Below are 17362 nucleotides of genomic sequence, written 5' to 3'. Positions count from 1 at the left end.
CTGTAACGGAAAAAATACCAGCTTTTTTTACAGAATTTCAGAAAGTCTTCAGCTTACCCTGTCCCAGATGACTCCTACTGCAGCGCCTATCACCGCCACAGTGAACCAGCCGAATCCTTCCATATACAAAGGCACCGATGCCAGGATACTTTCCATAGGAACCGGGATAGCTGCTGCCTTCAGCCCTTCCACAACAGCAAACAACGTAACGATCCACATCGTACAGCGGAACACACGCTTGTTACCACCAAAGCCAAACACATTTAACAAGGCCAGGGCAATCATAACCGGATATAAGAAACACAGAACGGGAATCGCCATCTTGATGATCATATCCAGCCCGAAGTTGGAGAGCAGGAAGCTGAGAAGCGCCACCAGAAATCCCATCGCTTTTTTGGACAGCTTTTGGTTGAACAGGATATGGAAATAATCGGCAATAGCAGCAATGAGACCGATGCTGGTAGTGAGACAGGCCAGAATGATGATGGCGGAAAGGATAGCGGTACCGCCTGCACCCAGATATTCATGGGCCGTTGCCACAAGGATGCCGGCGCCGTTGGAAAACTCACCAGACAGGTAACGGTGCGCTTCCGCTCCCGCATACCCCAGGAAGTAATAGATGACGGCCAGCAGGGCTGCGGCAATGAGACCCGCGCACAGACAGGCACGGATCAGATTTTTTTTGCCTTCAATCCCCAGTGTCTTAATGGAAGTCAGTGTTGCCGCGCCAAACAGAAAAGATGCCAGTAAGTCCATGGTATTGTACCCTTCCTGGAATCCTTTCAGGAAAGGGGTGTTCAGATAGGCATCCTGAGGCGCGCCCGGCACGAAAGACGGCGCCAGCAGTACTTTCGCGAACAGTACCGCAAGGCATACCAGCAATGCAGGTGTCAGGATTTTTCCCAGCCAGTTCAGCACTTTGGACGGATTATTCGCCACATAGAAGCTGAATGCAAAATACAGGGCGGAATACAGAGCCAGCTGCCATGTTTCCGTAGTTCCCAGCAGCGGTTTGATACCGATTTCATAACTGAACGCAGCCGTGCGGGGAATAGCGAACAACGGCCCGATGGCCATGCTGGACAAAAACATGACAATCTTTGCGTACGCAATATTAACAGGCGCCGCTACTTCCGTCAGGTCGGTACCGCCGGTCATAGCGATGGCCAGCACCCCCAGAATGGGAAGACTCACGCCGGTAATGCAAAAGCCTAACGTAGCAATGTTCAGGTTGCTGCCAGCCAAATACCCGAACAGCGGTGGAAACAGCAGATTGCCGGCGCCGAAAAACGAAGAAAACAAAACTAAGCTTACCGGAATCAGTTTATTGAGAGAAAGGGAATTGTTCATAAAAATCACCTGATAAGAAAACGAAAACGCACCTGACGTGCGTTTTCAAAATAATAATTAAGATAATGCAACTTTCAAACGTTTACTTTACAACAATACGATAATACTTCTTCTTGCCTTTACGGATCAGCACGCCGCCATCTTCCGCGAACAGCTCCGGTGTCAGCGCAAATTCCGCATCTTCCACCGCCGCATTGTTCAGATACAGACCCCGCTGGGCAATCATCTGCCGTGCTTCCCGCTTGCTGCCGAATACTTTTTGCGCAGTCAGGACGTCAACCAGTTTGGCAGTCTTATCTGCTTCGGAAATCTCCAGCGTGGGCACATTTTCCATATCCGCTCCGCCGCCAAACAGGGCTTCCGTAGCTTTCACCGCTTTGTCCGCTTCCTCCTGGCCGTGGATCAGCCTGGTCACTTCATAGGCCAGCACCTTTTTCGCTTCGTTGATTTTTTCGTCTTTGTACGCTCCCAGACGGCGGACTTCCTCCATAGGCAGGAAGGTCAGCAGCGCCAGGCATTTTTCCACGTCAGAATCGTCCACATTGCGCCAGTACTGATAGAAATCATAAGGCGAACATTTTTCCGCATCCAGCCACAGGGCGCCCTTTTCCGTTTTGCCCATTTTGCGGCCGTCACTGGTCGTGAGCAGCTTACAGGTAATGCAGAAAGCCGGTTTCTGGTCTTTGCGGCGGATCAGTTCCACGCCGGCCAGCATGTTGGACCACTGGTCGTCGCCGCCCATTTCCAGCACACAGTTATAGTTCTTATGCAGCGTATAAAAATCATACGCCTGCATAATCATATAGTTAAATTCAAAGAATGTCAGGCCTTTGTCCCAGCGCTTCTTATAGCACTCGGCCGCCAGCATGTGGTTCACGGAAAAATGCGTGCCCACCTCCCGCAGCAGGTTCACGTAATTTAAACTCAGCAGCCAGTCTCCATTGTTCACCATCAGCGCCTTGCCGTCGGAAAAATCAATGAACTTGCTCATCTGCTTTTTGAAGCACTCAATGTTGTGGTTGATAAATTCCGGCGTCAGCATCTTGCGCATATCGTCCTTGCCGCTGGGGTCGCCGATCATACCGGTGCCGCCGCCCAGCAGTGCGATGGGACGATGCCCTGCCCGCTGCATATGGGCCATAGCCATCAGAGCAATAAAGTGACCGACATGCAGACTGTCCGCCGTCGGGTCAAAGCCAATATAAAACGTAATTTTTTTCTTCTCCAGCATTTCCCGGATTTCATCCTCATGGGAAACCTGTGCGATAAAACCACGTTCCTGCAACACATCAAAAACAGACATCGGTTTAAAACCCTCCTGTAATTTTAAATAAGTAAGTATGTATTATTCTAACCCATTTCTTATCTTATTACAAGACTGTTGTGTGCTAAAACCCCCCTTTTTATAGAACTATTTTGTTTTTGGTTCCTTGACGTACCTATCACAATTACTTATAATATTGATGTATCAGAATACACCCTGCCCAGGCAGAGATAATATTTGGATAATATTATTAAAAGTATTTCTTACAAACAGGAGGATAATAGAATGAGACCTGATTTAGTCGTACCGGGCGAGAACGAGGAGAACTTTGTCGCCGCCCGCGATACCCGTGTTGTAACTGTACCCTTTTCCCCGATTGAAAAACGTTTTGCCAAGGAAAAGCCCCAACTGATGCCCGGCTTGAAAATGTTGCGGGAAGAATTGGGCGATGCCGAATTCGACAGGCTTATCAACCGCATCCATAACATTAACGTATCCGGTGAACGCTGTCTGATCGTAGCTGAAAGCGAACTGCACCGCACCTTTATCCTGCGGGACGCTATTCCTGCCATCTCCAAAGCATTTAATGTAAGCAACATCCGTGTGGTGACGCAGGGATAAGTTTTTTATTTTGCTGTTGACAAATTGAAATGAATTTACTATAATAATTATGTTGTCGGGGCGTGGCGCAGTTTGGTAGCGCGCTTGTTTCGGGTACAAGAGGCCGTGAGTTCGAATCTCGCCGCCCCGACCAGGTTAAAAACAACCGGAAGTCAGTAGGTATCTGGCTTCCGGTTTTTTTATAGCGAAAGGAGACATCTGTCATGAAAATATACAACCTGAAATGTCCCAATTGCGGCGCCACGCTCACAACTGACGTTAATAACAACTACGCAAAATGCCAATACTGCGGCAATGAATTTATGATTTCCGAAGATACGGAAACAGATGAAAAGCGATCCGCATGCGGAAAGATGAAAGAAGCTGCAGAAAATGGAACTGAAGTGCCTGAGAAACGTCCAGCGGCGCAAAAAGAAACCGCCAGCCCGGAAAAACGCAAAGCCTCCCGGGTCCGCGATTTTATCATAGTTTTTCTTATTGTTACGGCAGGTCTTGCCCTTTCCCTGCTGCTGGACAAAAATAAACCGCAGGACATCGTGCCCAAAACTGACCTGCACCGTTTCTTTATGGAACTGAGACCGGACGGTACAACGCGGGATGTAGAAACATTGGCCCAAAAGCACAAACTTCACTTTTTCCGGACAGAAAAGGCTGTCAACTCTGAAACTGCAAACGTAATATATTATAAAGTCGCCAAAACCAACGAAACAGTTCTGAACAAACAGGGCGAACATGCTGAAACGGTTGAAATCGAGTTCGACATGACGAAAGAAAATGCTTTCAAACTGGCAGTCTACACGGACCCGGAGCACATTACTGCCCGCGCCCTGCTCTTTAAATACGGAACTTACTACAGCCTTTCCGCTGAAAATCCTAAAACAAATGAGTTTGCAGGTTATTATTATTACAATAATTCCTTACGCAGCGCCGCAGGAGAACAGAAAACTCATCCGCCTTACCTGAAATGCGCAGATGCAGCGGAAGCACTGAAAAAAATTTATACTTACAAGAAGTAACTGAGCATCGCCACTTTGGTTATTTCCCCGAGTTACATCGCATATCGGTTGTTTTTATGAAACGACAAACATTAAACAGTCAGCCGAATGAACCGGCTGGCTGTTTTTGTCTTGATTTCCGCTTCAGAAAAGGCGGTTCCATTTGTTTGTAAATACGTACTGTTTCGTAAGCTGTTGCCGTTAAAACACCTGGTTGCTATTTCATTCCCTCAAAATCCGCATCGTCTCTTCGTAATCTTCCCTTGCTTCCGGGAAAAATACCGTGGCGCAATAACAGTGCGGCATGTCTTTCGCCATTTTCAAATGGTGCTTTACCCCGGCTTTCGTCAGCATTTCGTCATAGGCCGCAGCTTTGGCAGAAAGCACTTCCGAAGTTCCGTAATAAATCCACGTCTCCGGAAAACCCGAAAAATCTGCCCCGTCACAGCTCTGCATCCACCGGGGAATCGTCGTATTACCGTGGGACAGCAGCGGTTGTATCGTTTTCATATACTGTGCCGAAAGCATGATATCCTTGCTGTTCAGGGACTGCATCTTCTCCCACTCTTCCTCCGTAGACGGTATACCACCAGGAGAAATCAGTATTAGCTTTTCCGGCATGGGCAAAGGGTTATTATTCTCATTCAGGTAGGCTCCAAGCAACAGCAGCAATGCCCCGCCGGAGGAATAGCCATACCATCGCACATCTTCATATTCCCGGCACATGGCAGCATACACTTCCTGCAGCATGCGGACGCTGTCCCGAATCGTATATTCATCGCATAGCGGATAATAGGGGAACCACACATCCGCTCCCGTATTGGCCGCTATCTTTTTTGCAAAACCAACGAACATCCGGGGCGGCGCCAGTAAAAGTCCTCCGCCATATACACACAGGACAGCTTTTCCCGTTTTATTTTTATGACAGATTGCCAGGCAGTGAAACGCTTCAGAAAGCCTCTCTGCAGAAACTGACAACCCGCTTTCCCCGCCAGCACCGTCCAGACCAACAACCCGTACCGTTTCATCCCGATAAAGAAATTTCCCGTCTGTCGGGATGTAGAAACGGTTCAGCTTGTTGCGTCTGTGTATCTGCTTCAGCAGCTTGTCCTTTGGCAGACCGGTGATACGCTTGCTCCCCGACAGACGTACCAGCAGCTTCGTGATGGTCAACTGTATGCTCATGAAACTATTACTTCCGTTGTCCCTTTAATTACTTTTTCCTTCTTCCCGTTCAGGCACACCACCTGCATCCGGATTTGCAGTTTATCCCCCTGGCCTTCTGCAGGTACGGCCTTTGTTACTTTTGCTTCTGTAGTAATAACCTCTCCCGGACGAACCGGCGCCATAAAGCTCACTTCAATCACACCGTTTTCCAGCCAGACCCTGCCAAACGTACGAATCATCAGTTCCTGAATGAATGCCACGCTTAACATGCCATGGGCAATAGTTCCTCCGAAACGTGTGGTTTTGGCAAATTCCGGATCAATATGCAGCGGGTTGTGATCTTCCGCCGCATCCGCATAATGATTGATCATTGCCTGAGTCACATTTTTTGCAGGCAATATAAAAACATCGCCTTTACTGATTTCTTTCATACTTTCCCTCTTCCCGCCATCCATTATTAATTAGCCGAAATGACGTACTCCTGATTTATGAATGCTGTTTTTCACAACTATTTGTTAAAGCATTTTTAGGAAACACTGATTAATTATGCCGGCAAAATAATGGTAATCTCACTTTCCACTGCCAGTTCTCCGGCTCCATTAAAGGCTTCTACCTTTTGCACCACGAATTTCAGGCCGCGTTTTTCCATCTTTTCCTTCACCCTGCCCCGCAGTGTCAGAGTATCCTCCCAGTAAATGGGTTTCAGATAACGGAACACCTGCTTCGCATGGACGGTTCCGTCCTCCAGCTGTTCGCCGGTCAGCGCCTCCCAACGGGTATAGACAGCAGCATAAGCAGGTGGAACCAATTGTTCGTCCACATACAGCGGTGAATCATCCTCCACTGCTGTCAAATAAGCTTTCACCGCTTCCTCTGTCACTTTGAATATCTTTTCAGGATAAGGTACTCCCACTTGTACTTCCGCAAATTTCATAGTGATACATCCTCCGTTTCATACTGCTTCGTCACACCGAATTTGTTCCCTGCTTCGTCTGCTCCTTTTCCCGTTCTTCGATACGTTTGCCCACTTCTTCCGCAAAATCCGCGGCAAGTTCCATTCCAACCTGCAGCCCTTTCCTGATCTGCCGGCCGGTTTCCGCCACCGCACTCAGCAAGTCTTCAATCTGATGGGATTCGGAAATCCCTGTCTTGCACCAGATGGCAAAATGTTCGCAATTGTTCGTCCACAAACTGTACTGCGTCTCCCCGATACGTTCCCGGGCACGGATTACCGTTTCCTCCGGCGTATAGAGATGGTAATTACTGATTTTCAGTACATCCCACAAGGTCTGGGCTTTTTCGGGATGGGCAAACTTCTTCCGGAATTCCGCAAAAGGAATCTCTTCCGTAGGGCGCCCGTACACTTTCGGAAATTCACATATGCTGTAGACAAGGCTTCCGTTCAGGAATTCTTCCAGGGGAGCCTGATGGATACATATCTTATAATGGTCCGAAGGATCGATGTCATAGTGAATCACCTTATCATCGCCTACATAGATGCCATAATGTTCAAATCCGATGCGGTGCACACATATCACATCCCCATACTCCGGCTCTTCCAGCAGTCCCGGATCTGTTTCCAGATCCAGTGCCTGCCGCACATTACTGGAAAACTTATTAGCCGCCATAAAAATCGGATTGATCCGGCTGCCGATTCCATCCCTTATCTCATTGATTCGGTTTTCAATCTGATTTTCGATACTTTCAGGTATCTTCTCATCAATCTCCTGCCCGACGGTACTTTCTTCTGTTTTATCTTTGTCAATCCCGGCTTTATCTAATTCCGCCATCTTTCAAACGTAACCTTCCATTTTTCAATTTAAAGTCTATCACTAATTATTTCGATTTAATTTTTACTGGCAGACAGAACGAATCCTTTCGGAAAATCACTTCTTCTTACTAAAATAAATCCACAGCCCGCCTAAAATGCAGAGCATTCCCAGCCCCTGTTGCAACACGATGCTTTCACCAAAAATCAGGAACGCGAGTATGATTGTTCCTGCCGGTTCGCCTAAAATCCCCATGGTGACAGCCGTAGCCGGAAGATACTTCAGCAACAGATTAAACACACACTGCCCGCCAACCGTGGCAAACAAAGCGAGACCTAAAAAACATCCCCAGGTCTGCAGGGAATAGCCTGTAAAGGCCTGATCAGAAACCAGCGCATATACAGCCAGACATACAGTGCTGGCCGAATAACACACTGTCGTATAAGGCAGTACATCCAGTTCTTTCCGGAGAATCTGCCCGAAGAGAAAGTGCAGGCTGATGACCCCTGCAGACGTAAAAGAGAGCAAATCCCCCCAGAACGCTGAACCGCTGACCTGAAAATCCCCCCAGCCGATGATGATGGACCCGGCAATAGCCAGAAACACACCAATCATACCCTTCCGGGAAACTTTTTCGCGCAACAGCAGACCGCCCCACAATATGGAAAAAAGCGGTTGCAGGGAAACCAACACCGTGGAACTGGCCACCGATGTATACCGCAGGGATTCAAACCACATTACCCAGTGAACGGCCAGCAACGCCCCCGAAACAACTGCCAGCCTGATCTGTCGTCCATCAAGCTGATACAGTTGTTCCCGTTCCTTTTTCCGGTACAGTAGGACAGGTACTAAAAAAAACAGGGTAAACAGCAGACGGTAAAAGGCAATGATACCGGAGGGTGCTTCCGCCATTTTGACAAAAATCGCTGATGTAGACAGGAACAATACGCCTAATCCCAGTGAACCGTACAGAAAAACCGTAGATTGCATGCCGTCACTTACTTTCCATGCTCAGGCACAACGGCAAAAAACGTTAAATCTTCCGTGCCGTCATTAATCACAGTATGGGTTGATCCTTCCGGACAGTAGCAGGCCACGCCGGATTCGAGGACTTCCTTTTCCCCGTCACACACGATGTAACCTTTACCGGATAAACCAAAAATTATCTCGCTGCTGCCTTCGTGTTTGTGCTCGCCTACAGTCGCACCCGGCACAAGGCGCCCCAGCAGAATCTTATTGTTTGCATCTGCAAACATTTTGGCGTTCAGTTCTTTTTCCCCGCCTTTAAAATGCGGCAGAGCCTTTTCTTCTATTTTTGTATAATCAAAACGCACGGTCATTCACTCCTTTACAGATGATCGATAGAACCCCGGATGTGGGTGTAGATTACTTTTGCCCCTGTCAGCGGCACCACGATGGGTTCCAGCTCCCGCAGGTCTTCCACCCTCCAGCCTTCTTTCCGTTCCTCCAGCAGTTTCAGCGCATCGTCCAGCGTTTCCGCTTCCACGATCGCCAGCGCGTCCAGATAAAACTCGTTCACAACACAGGGCTCGTTAATCATACTGTGGCTGTGATAAGTTTTATTATGCCGCCAGATATACAGATTCATAATTATGCCTCCCCTACATACGTTACGGGATTTCCTTTCCGTTCCACAATCCGTCTTAGAGGCAGCCCGTCCGGTGAATCGGGATACCCCAGCGCCATACTGACATAGACCGTCTCCCCGTCCTGCATGCCCAGGGTTTTCAGATAGGCAACCATGACAGGGTTGCTGTTCAGCCAGTTAATCTGGTTGATCCAGCAGCTGCCAAGATCCAGCGCATTGGCCATCAGCATCATGTTTTCCACTGCGCAGCTGCAGTCCGCCATGTTGTTATCGTAACCGATCCGGTTCGCTGTCAGAATCAGCACCGGTGCATTGTAATGGAATACATACGTTCCTTTTTTGCTCAGTTTGATAGACGTAGCCAGCGACGCATACGTATCAGGCTTCAAGTTCATCTTTGCGAATTCTTCCCGGGTAATACGGACCAGTTCCGACAGCACTGACTTATCCTGAATCACAATAAAATGTGTGGTCTGGTTGTTGCCGCCACTGGGTGCAAAGCGTCCCGCTTCGATGACCTGTTCCAGTTTTTCTTTTTCTACAGGTTTATCTGAAAATTTGCGTGTACTGTGACGTGTCTTAATCAAGGTCAGCGCATCCATATGGTCCACCCTTTCTTCCCAAAGCCTTTCACTTCATTATAATTCATAAGCTTTAAAGTTCGTCACTCCGGTATTTCTTTTTTACTTATTATACACTATCAGGATGATTTATAATAATAATATACAACATATTTTTTAAAAAGAAAATCCCGGTCCGTTTTCAGGACCGGGATTTCACCTTACAGTTAAACTCATCTTTTATGTTTTGCGTTGCAAGCTTGAATCGCCAATTCCGCAAATAACAGGAAACCGCAACAGATTATTTTGCAAACTTCGCAATATCTTCCGGAACTTTCAGACCCAGCTTTTCAGCCTGAGCTTTGTTGATGCTGGGGGTGAACTCTTTCTGGAAAGCAATAGGCATATCCTGGGGTTTCGCCTTGCCCAGCAGAATATCGCCGGCCATTTCGCCGCTGATAACGCCCAATTGGAAGAATTCGATGTTAACGCTTGCAGTAGCACCGTTCTTTAACAGGATTGCGTCTGCCGCAACAACAGGAATCTTTGCTTCATTGGTGATGGCGACCAGCGCCGGCGTAGCAGAAGCAATGATGTTGTCGGTGGGAACATAAATGAAGTCAACGCCCTTGCTTACCAGGCTCCGGGCAATTTCCTGAATATCGTTAACGGTGTTTACGCTGCCTTCTTCAAACGCAACGCCCACCTTTTTCAGATGCTCTTCCGCCATTTTAATCTGAATCTGGGAATTCATTTCACTGGAAGTAAACATCAGCCCCACTTTCTTCGCGCCGGGTTTCAGTTTCAGGCCCAGATCCAGCTGTGCCGCTACCGGAGCCATATCGCTGGCGCCGGTCACGTTGGTTTCAGGTTTTTTATCGGATTTGACCAGCTTGGCAGTTTCAAAACTGGTGATAGCATTACCGACAATCGGAATGGTTTTCGTTGCGTTGGCCATGGTCTGGGCTGCCGGTGTGGAAATAGCGCAGATAAGGTCAACCTTATTATTCACAAAACGCTGGGCAATGGTCTGCAGGTTGGACTGGTCCCCCTGTGCATTTTGCGCATCGTATTTTACGTTCTTGCCTTCCACGAAGCCTTTTTTCTTCATGCCTTCGATGAATCCCTTGCGGGAATCGTCCAGTGCTTCATGTTGTACGATCTGGACGATGCCTACATTGTATATTTTGGCCGCGTCTTTTTTCGGGGCTTCCGCTTTCTTATCTCCGCCGCCGCAACCGACCGCAGCAAAGGCCATCATGGACAAAAGCATACCGGCTGCCAATAACTTTTTGCTTTTAAAAAACATAAACTTAACCTTCTTTCGCTAATATAATTACATAAATTAATGATACAAAATCAAAATGCCAAAGTCAACCTGAAATTTCAGAAAACAGTATGTTCACGTAAAGCTGTTTACATTCTTGCCTGCAGATACTCCAGTGCTGCCAGCAAATTTTCCACAATCGCTTCTGCTATCCCCCGGATTTCTTCCGTGGGCTGCTGCATGTCCGGCACCATGACAGGATGCATGCCGGCCCGGTACGCTGCCCGGATGCCATTATGGGAATCTTCCAGTACATAACAACATTTCGGTTCAGCCTGCAAAGCCGCTGCCGCAGCCAGAAAAATATCCGGCTCCGGTTTGCTGCGGGACACCATGTCCCCTCCCAGAACTGCATCAAAATATGGCAGCAGGTTTGCTTCTTCCATTTCCTGTTTTACAATATCCGAGCGGGTGGAAGAAGCCAGGGCCAAAGGAATATTATTGCGTTTCAGTTCTTCCAAAATTTTTACAACGCCGGGTTTTAACGGAAGCCTGCCCTCGCCGTACCGATCACGGAACAAGGCAGTGACTTCCTTTTTATACGCTTCATACGGAAAATCCCTCCCGTATTTTTCCCGGAAACGTTTCCCCGTTTCCTCCCGATTGTTTCCCTGAACCCGCATACAGATTTCCACAATATCCGGGATGTTATGCTCTGCCGCGACCACTTTCCAGCATTCGATTACCAACCGCTCTGAATCAAAGATTACGCCATCCATGTCGAAGATGACAGCCTGTACTTGTTTTCTCATAGTCTGTGACCCTCCTGTAAAACTATTATAAACTAAGTTGCCGTGTTATAATAACGGTATAGATAAAACATCTCAGCAGATTTACTTTCAAGTTCCGGGAGGTCTGAATATGAGTATTATCCGTCGTTTGTCCCTCGTATCCGGTGCTTTGTTTATAATTACTGCCAGCCTTTTCTGTTCAACAGTTCCTGCTGATGCCGACGCTGTATCTTCTGCTCTTCCGCAGGAAGAAATGCTGTACCTTACCGCTTCCGAGTTAGCCGAAGAAGAAAACCTGATGGCGATTTTATGGGTACAACGCTCTGCCGAATTCCGCGGCCTGAGTTACCAGGCATACAATCTGGCAGCAAGGGAGGTAGACAAAGCCGTCACACAGCGCAGGAAGGAAGAAAAAAACTTACGTAAAACAAAAGAAAAACTCCCAGAACCGCATAACCGCCTTCTTCCTCTGGCTGTCGTCATGGACATTGACGACACAATCGCCTGCCATGCGCCCCTTGAAGCTTACTATACAGAACACCCTGAAGCAAAAGCAGACTACAATGCCTGGAGGCAGTGGATTTCCAGCCATAGACTGTTGCTGCCCGGCGCCGCGGATTTTCTGAAATACGCTGACAGTAACGGTGTTCAGGTGTTTTATGTAACGGGCCGTGGCCCCCAGGACAGAAGGATAACCGAAGACTTCCTGCAAAAAGCAGGTCTCCCCTTCCCGGATGGATTCCATCTTCTGATGAATGACGGAAGCGGCGGAAAGATGAATTATTTCGCAAAGCTGGCGCGACGTTATGATATCATCTGCTACCTGGGAGATAACGTTGCAGATTTCCCCATCGGTGCATCCCGGGATGAAAACCCTGTCATTTATAAAAAAGATTTTGCTGACAATAAGTCCGGCATACCTGAAACCGATATGCAAAGCGGAAAACAAAAGACCGGAATGCCGCTGGATATTCAGGCCATGCTGAAACGGGATAAAAACGCGACCCGCAACCGGATTATTGACGCGCACAAAAAATCTTTCGGAGCCGCATTTATTTTACTGCCCAATCCCATGTACGGCGACTGGGAATACAATCTGGCGCAAAAATTCCGCAGGCTGCCTGCGGAAGAGCGTATTGCTCTGCGGAAAGCCGCTCTGAAGAGCTTTGAATTTAATGAATAAGTAAAATAAAACGTACATACCGCAGGGATTATACACGTTTTAATTTGAAAGGCAGCCGTTTTTACTACCAAAGCAAGGGTAATAATCTGAAAACAAAGAGGAGATACCGGATGCGTTGCGGTATCTCCTTTATATTGTGCCACTCTTAAAATATGTTAAAAGCGGAATTTAATCTGGTGGAGGTGGAGGGAGTCGAACCCTCGTCCGAACATATTGTTATACAACTTTCTCCGAGCGCAGACAGCATATTGTGTTTCGCTCCGGCACCGCCTGCCGACCGGCTGTACCTTCACTAGTTCGTAAGATTTAATCCGGAGCTACGAACCTTGCTCTCAGACGATCCCGCTAAGTGACGTTCTTGCCGTTCCTGCGGGAGCCGGAATGACAGAACGGGTTGCTTTAATTAAGCAGCCAGTGCTAATTCGTTATCTGCGTTTAAATTTAAACGTCCACCGTTTAACGTGCTGATGGAACCACGGCTCGCTTATCGTACACCACCTATACCCGTCGAAGCCTTTACACCCCCGGTTAAAGGCCCCTGCCAACGACAGGAAAGAGTAACAGCTGAGCGCCGGATTGCAACCCGGTACGCCGCGCTGTCAGAACAGGGTGCTAAAACAGCACCGTTGCCGCAGATTTCGTGTATAACGGATTATAGCACAAGTCAGTTACAAAATCAATCAAACGAAATGTGAATTTTTAAAGATACCATGATTAAATATTATTCCAGCGCAAACTCAAGATCTACATTCGCATTCACTGTGATGACACCCGGATCCAGTTCTGTGGGCGCAACTTCCGCCGCATCCAGGTTGGCTGCTTTTGCCATCATCATGTTGCGGTTCATGGTATGTGTCACGTTGCCTGATGTACTGAAGCCCGCATGTATCAGGCGACCCAGGGTACGCCCGCCCGCCCGGGCAACCACTGCAGCCTTGTTCCTGGCGTTGGCCACCGCTTCCTCCAGCAGGCTGTTTTCAAACAGGGAGCGGTTGTTCAGGCCGAACTCCACTCTGTCTACAGTGAAGTTGCAGCCGATGGACTTATCAATCACTGCGCCCAGCTTTTCCAGATCTTTGATTTTCACTTTGTAATCCGCACGGGCAACATAACCGGCGAGCCTGCGTTTATTCTTTTCATAGTTGTATTCCGGCTGCAGCGTATAACGGACGGTCTGGACATCCTGTCCGGCAACCATCTGTCCCAACAGCATATGTCTGAATGATGCCATATCCTTCGCCAGGTTTTCCCTCGCGGTCTCTGCGACGGCCGCCCGTTTTTCCAGATTACCATAGAGCGTCGCCATGTCCGGTGCGACTTCCGCGCTGGCGTGCCCGTTAACAGAGATACTGTCCCGCTCCGCTGCGAACGAACCGCTGCAGAAAACGGTAAACATTGCCGCCATCACAAGCAGCAAAGCAATGAATTTTTGTTTCATAAAAACCCCCGTCACGCTTCCGCAATCACTTCAATCTCTACTAATCCCTCTTTGGGAAGGGCCGCCACCTGAACCGCGGAACGGGCCGGGAAATTCTCTGTAAAAAATTCGGAATACACAGCATTCATCGCGGCGAAATCCTTCATGTCTTTCAGAAAAACAGTAACCTTCACAACTTTTTCCAGACCGGAGCCGGCTGCTTCCAGCACTTGCTTTACATTCGTCAGAGACTGGCGGGTCTGTCCTGTCACACCGCCTTCCGCAAATTCTCCCGTCCCCGGAATCAGTCCAAGCTGACCTGATGCAAACACAAAACCGTTAGCGGTAATTCCCTGAGAATAGGGCCCGATTGCCCCCGGTGCTTTGGTTGTAGCGATAATTGCTTTAGCCATGTTCATTACCTCCTTAATATATTGCATAAAAAAAGTGTGCCAGAATTATGGAAGGACGGAATATCTTTTCTCCGGTTTTCCAATTTTAATTATATCACAACTGTAACATTACAGTTATGTTAGTATTATTATGTTAGATAAGGTTTTTCTGATTCTGCAGTTTTTTTACAACTTCCGGGAATTCTGTGGTATAATTTTTAGTACACAATGTTCATTAAACCTGCAATTACTTACGCCGCCAACGCAGCGGCAGAATGGAGACAGAAATGAAAACCATCGGCATTATGGGGGGCATGGGCCCCATGGCAACCGTAGATCTGATGCAGAAAGTCATCGTGGCAACGAAAGCCATCAAAGACCAGGAGCACATCCACACGGTCATAGACAATAACACTAACATCCCGGACCGTTCCGAATGCATCTTCGGCAAAGGACCGAGCCCGGTTCCGGAGATGGTAAAATCTGCAGAACGACTCACCACCATGGGAGCAGACGTAATCATTATCGGCTGCAACACAGCCCATTACTTCCTTCCGGAAGTACAGAAACTGGTTAAAACGCCATTCATCAACATGATTGAGGAAACAGCAAAGTTCTGTGCGGAAGAAGGCTACCGTACCCTCGGGCTTCTGGCCTCGGCAGGCACCTGTGCCTCCGGCATTTATAAAAAGGAATTTGAAAAGCTGGGTATGACTTTGCTCCACCCGGAAGAAGCCGAACAGGAAATCATACACGAAATGATTTACGACGGTGTGAAAGCTACAAACTATAACTATGACGCTGCACCGGCCCAAAACGTGCTGCGTGCCATGGAACAACGGGGCGTGGAAGCTTTCATTCTAGGCTGCACGGAAGTGCCGGTTGCTGTACAGATGTACAAACTGCAGGGCTGCTTTGTAGACGCCACGGAAGTACTGGCGGAAAAAGCGGTAGCCTGGGCCGGCGGCGAAGTCATCAGCAGCCTGCCCCGCCGGAGTAATAAGTAAGGAATGTTGTGATGGATTCTTATACACAATACCTGATCATCTGCCCATTGCTGTTTCTGGGCGGCTTTGTGGATTCCATCGCCGGAGGCGGCGGTCTTATCACCCTGCCCGCCTATCTGCTGGCGGGACTGCCTCCCCACCTGGCTTTGGGCACCAATAAATTCAGTTCGGCTATCGGCACCAGTGTTTCTACTGCACGTCTGGCCCTCAACGGATTTATCAAACTGCGTCCTGCCCTGATCTGCATCGTCGGCGCCTTTATCGGTTCTTCCATCGGGTCAAGGCTGACACTGCTCATCAGCGATGAAGTTTTCAACAAGTTGCTGATTATCGTGCTTCCCATTGCAGCATTTTACGTTATGCGCAACAAAGGACTGAGCCAAGACCCCAATTCGTATGTAGACAAGACAGACAACAGAACGCCCTTGCGGATTGCTGTCATTGCATTTTTCATCGGCGGGTACGACGGCTTTTACGGCCCCGGCGCAGGTACATTCCTGCTGCTGGCCTTAACGGGCTGGGCCATGCTGGATGTCCGCAATGCGGCGGGGCTGACGAAAGCCGCCAACCTGACTTCCAACATTGCTGCACTGATTACTTTCATTCTCAGCAGCAATGTGGATTACCAGCTAGGCCTGGCTGGCGCCGTGTGCAATTTCATAGGCGCATACATCGGAGCCGGCATGGTGCTGACCAAAGCCAACAAAATTGTTAAACCGCTGGTCATTGTGGTATTGACGCTGCTGTTTATCAAAATTGTAATGAAATAGAAACGAATTAGATATACAAGTACAAAACTCGACTCAACAATTGTTTAACCCTGTCTGACTTAGTAAATCATTTTTAGGAGACGAACCATCATGGCAAATTGTAATCACGATTGTGAAAGTTGCAGCGCCAGCTGCGGTGAACGGCAGGATCCGGCCTCTTTCAAAAAACCGGCCCATAAAGAGAGTCACATTAAAAAAGTCATCGGCATTGTCAGCGGCAAAGGCGGCGTGGGCAAATCCATGGTCACTTCCCTGCTGGCCATGGCGCTTTGTCGCGCGGGCAAACAAGTGGCGATTCTGGACGCGGACGTAACGGGACCGTCCATCCCCAAAACCTTCGGCCTTCACGGGCAGGCTCTTATGACAGACCGGGGCGTGTTCCCCATGGAGACCCGCATGGGTATCAAAGTCATGTCCATCAACCTGTTGCTGCAGAATGAAACCGACCCCGTGGTATGGCGGGGCCCCATTATCGCCGGAGCTATCCAGCAGTTCTGGACCGATGTGATTTACGGCGACGTGGATTTTCTGCTGGTTGACATGCCCCCGGGAACCGGAGATGTTCCCCTCACCGTTTTCCAGACCATGCCGGTAGACGGCATTATCGTCGTCGCATCCCCCCAGGAACTGGTAGGCATGATTGTGGAAAAAGCCTGCAACATGGCAAAGATGATGGACGTTCCCGTACTGTCCATCGTGGAAAACTTCAGCTATTTCAAATGTCCGGACTGCGGCAAAGAACATTCCATCTTCGGCAAAAGCAGGCTGGCTGAAACTGCAGCAGCGCATGGCGTCGTCTGTCAGGACAAGCTGCCGGTGGATCCTCTTCTGGCAGAAGCGGTAGACAACGGCAAACTGGAGGAAGCCAACGTTCCTGCCCTGCCACAGACGACAGAGCTGTTGCTGAAGATGCTGTAAGAAGCGTACAATTTTACAAAAAACAAGCGCACAGGGTTTCTCAAAACCGGACGTGTATGCTATTCCATGGACTTATGTGCCTGTGGCTTCGAAACTCGGGCTTCGCCCTCAGACAGTCTCGCCACCGCGGCACATTTCGCCTCATGGAATGACGCAAACACTCCCGATATTTTGCTCATTCCCTGTGCGCTTGCTTTTTTATTAAATTTTTCAGGACCTTCTGTAAAAAAGTAACCGCTCTCGGAAAAGACAGCGGTTACGTTTGAGTAAATAGCTCTTTTG

General features: G+C 48.6%; 20 protein-coding genes, 1 tRNA gene and 1 other RNA gene. 7 read left to right on the top strand and 15 right to left on the bottom strand.

Translation table 11 applies throughout. The annotated features are described in order from the left end of the window. Positions 1–48 precede the first annotated feature (48 nt). Positions 49–1350 carry a branched-chain amino acid transport system II carrier protein gene (gene brnQ, locus BM159_RS04620; RefSeq protein ID WP_093913095.1) on the bottom strand — a complete coding sequence of 434 codons (1302 nt, stop codon included), beginning with the start codon at positions 1348–1350 and terminating at the stop codon, positions 49–51. An 82-nt stretch (positions 1351–1432) separates the two neighbouring features. Then, positions 1433–2653 (bottom strand): tyrosine--tRNA ligase, encoded by a 1221-nt coding sequence (gene tyrS / locus BM159_RS04615; protein ID WP_093913094.1) that lies wholly within the window; start codon positions 2651–2653, stop codon positions 1433–1435. A 246-nt stretch (positions 2654–2899) separates the two neighbouring features. On the opposite strand from tyrS, the gene BM159_RS04610 reads away from it, so the two are divergent. The 3 genes from BM159_RS04610 (at position 2900) to BM159_RS04600 (ending at position 4251) form a co-directional block, all read left to right on the top strand. After that, entirely contained in the window at positions 2900–3235 is a 336-nt protein-coding gene (locus tag BM159_RS04610; RefSeq protein WP_093913093.1) for a hypothetical protein, read from the top strand. Positions 3236–3291: 56 nt separating this feature from the next. Then, a tRNA-Pro gene (locus tag BM159_RS04605) sits at positions 3292–3368 on the top strand. A 70-nt stretch (positions 3369–3438) separates the two neighbouring features. Next, positions 3439–4251 carry a TFIIB-type zinc ribbon-containing protein gene (locus tag BM159_RS04600; RefSeq protein ID WP_093913092.1) on the top strand — a complete coding sequence of 271 codons (813 nt, stop codon included), beginning with the start codon at positions 3439–3441 and terminating at the stop codon, positions 4249–4251. Between the two features lie 201 nt (positions 4252–4452). On the opposite strand, the gene BM159_RS04595 is transcribed toward BM159_RS04600, so the two are convergent. The 10 genes from BM159_RS04595 to BM159_RS04550 form a co-directional block, all read right to left on the bottom strand. Continuing rightward, positions 4453–5415, bottom strand: a complete 963-nt coding sequence (locus tag BM159_RS04595) for an alpha/beta hydrolase (RefSeq protein ID WP_093913091.1) — start codon at positions 5413–5415, stop codon at positions 4453–4455. Beyond that, positions 5412–5828, bottom strand: coding sequence for a MaoC family dehydratase (locus BM159_RS04590; RefSeq protein WP_218149510.1), 417 nt, complete (start codon positions 5826–5828; stop codon positions 5412–5414). The genes BM159_RS04595 and BM159_RS04590 overlap by 4 nt, the downstream gene beginning before the upstream one ends. Positions 5829–5941: 113 nt before the next feature. Further along, positions 5942–6331, bottom strand: coding sequence for a MaoC family dehydratase (locus BM159_RS04585; protein ID WP_093913090.1), 390 nt, complete (start codon positions 6329–6331; stop codon positions 5942–5944). A 31-nt stretch (positions 6332–6362) separates the two neighbouring features. After that, positions 6363–7187, bottom strand: coding sequence for a lecithin retinol acyltransferase family protein (locus BM159_RS04580; protein ID WP_143089393.1), 825 nt, complete (start codon positions 7185–7187; stop codon positions 6363–6365). Positions 7188–7283: 96 nt separating this feature from the next. Beyond that, the gene (locus BM159_RS04575; RefSeq protein ID WP_093913089.1) at positions 7284–8156 is read right to left on the bottom strand and encodes a DMT family transporter; all 873 of its coding nucleotides are present in this window, start codon (positions 8154–8156) and stop codon (positions 7284–7286) included. 8 nt (positions 8157–8164) lie between these two features. After that, entirely contained in the window at positions 8165–8506 is a 342-nt protein-coding gene (locus BM159_RS04570; RefSeq protein WP_177205912.1) for a cupin domain-containing protein, read from the bottom strand. Positions 8507–8514: 8 nt separating this feature from the next. Continuing rightward, on the bottom strand, positions 8515–8775 hold the full coding sequence (locus BM159_RS04565) for a hypothetical protein (protein ID WP_093730702.1): 261 nt from the start codon (positions 8773–8775) through the stop codon (positions 8515–8517). Positions 8776–8777: 2 nt separating this feature from the next. Beyond that, complete coding sequence (locus BM159_RS04560) at positions 8778–9377, bottom strand: nitroreductase (RefSeq protein WP_093913088.1); 600 nt, start codon at positions 9375–9377, stop codon at positions 8778–8780. A gap of 259 nt (positions 9378–9636) precedes the next feature. Then, positions 9637–10644, bottom strand: a complete 1008-nt coding sequence (locus tag BM159_RS04555) for an ABC transporter substrate-binding protein (RefSeq protein WP_093913087.1) — start codon at positions 10642–10644, stop codon at positions 9637–9639. 107 nt (positions 10645–10751) lie between these two features. Then, a complete protein-coding gene (locus BM159_RS04550) occupies positions 10752–11414 on the bottom strand; it encodes an HAD family hydrolase (protein ID WP_093913086.1) in 663 nt (220 codons plus the stop codon). A 109-nt stretch (positions 11415–11523) separates the two neighbouring features. On the opposite strand from BM159_RS04550, the gene BM159_RS04545 reads away from it, so the two are divergent. Further along, positions 11524–12576, top strand: a complete 1053-nt coding sequence (locus tag BM159_RS04545) for a 5'-nucleotidase, lipoprotein e(P4) family (RefSeq protein ID WP_093913085.1) — start codon at positions 11524–11526, stop codon at positions 12574–12576. A gap of 174 nt (positions 12577–12750) precedes the next feature. Here the strand turns inward: BM159_RS04545 and ssrA are convergent. The 3 genes from ssrA to BM159_RS04530 all read right to left on the bottom strand — a co-directional run bounded on the left by ssrA (position 12751) and on the right by BM159_RS04530 (position 14406). Beyond that, positions 12751–13102, bottom strand: a transfer-messenger RNA (tmRNA) gene (gene ssrA, locus BM159_RS04540). Between the two features lie 195 nt (positions 13103–13297). After that, on the bottom strand, positions 13298–14014 hold the full coding sequence (locus BM159_RS04535) for an SIMPL domain-containing protein (RefSeq protein ID WP_093913084.1): 717 nt from the start codon (positions 14012–14014) through the stop codon (positions 13298–13300). 11 nt (positions 14015–14025) lie between these two features. After that, a complete protein-coding gene (locus tag BM159_RS04530; RefSeq protein WP_093913083.1) occupies positions 14026–14406 on the bottom strand; it encodes a RidA family protein in 381 nt (126 codons plus the stop codon). A 254-nt stretch (positions 14407–14660) separates the two neighbouring features. On the opposite strand from BM159_RS04530, the gene cuyB reads away from it, so the two are divergent. From cuyB to BM159_RS04515, 3 genes are all read left to right on the top strand, one after another. Continuing rightward, positions 14661–15392, top strand: a complete 732-nt coding sequence (gene cuyB / locus BM159_RS04525; protein ID WP_218149508.1) for a cysteate racemase — start codon at positions 14661–14663, stop codon at positions 15390–15392. Positions 15393–15403: 11 nt separating this feature from the next. Continuing rightward, positions 15404–16162 carry a sulfite exporter TauE/SafE family protein gene (locus BM159_RS04520; RefSeq protein ID WP_093913081.1) on the top strand — a complete coding sequence of 253 codons (759 nt, stop codon included), beginning with the start codon at positions 15404–15406 and terminating at the stop codon, positions 16160–16162. Between the two features lie 87 nt (positions 16163–16249). Next, positions 16250–17080, top strand: a complete 831-nt coding sequence (locus BM159_RS04515; RefSeq protein WP_177205922.1) for a P-loop NTPase — start codon at positions 16250–16252, stop codon at positions 17078–17080. Positions 17081–17362 lie beyond the last annotated feature (282 nt).

The sequence above is a fragment of the Succiniclasticum ruminis DSM 9236 genome (assembly GCF_900112895.1).
Lineage (GTDB): Bacteria > Bacillota > Negativicutes > Acidaminococcales > Acidaminococcaceae > Succiniclasticum > Succiniclasticum ruminis.
Note: the sequence above shows the minus strand (reverse complement) of the source record. Positions and strands in the feature narration are given on the sequence as shown.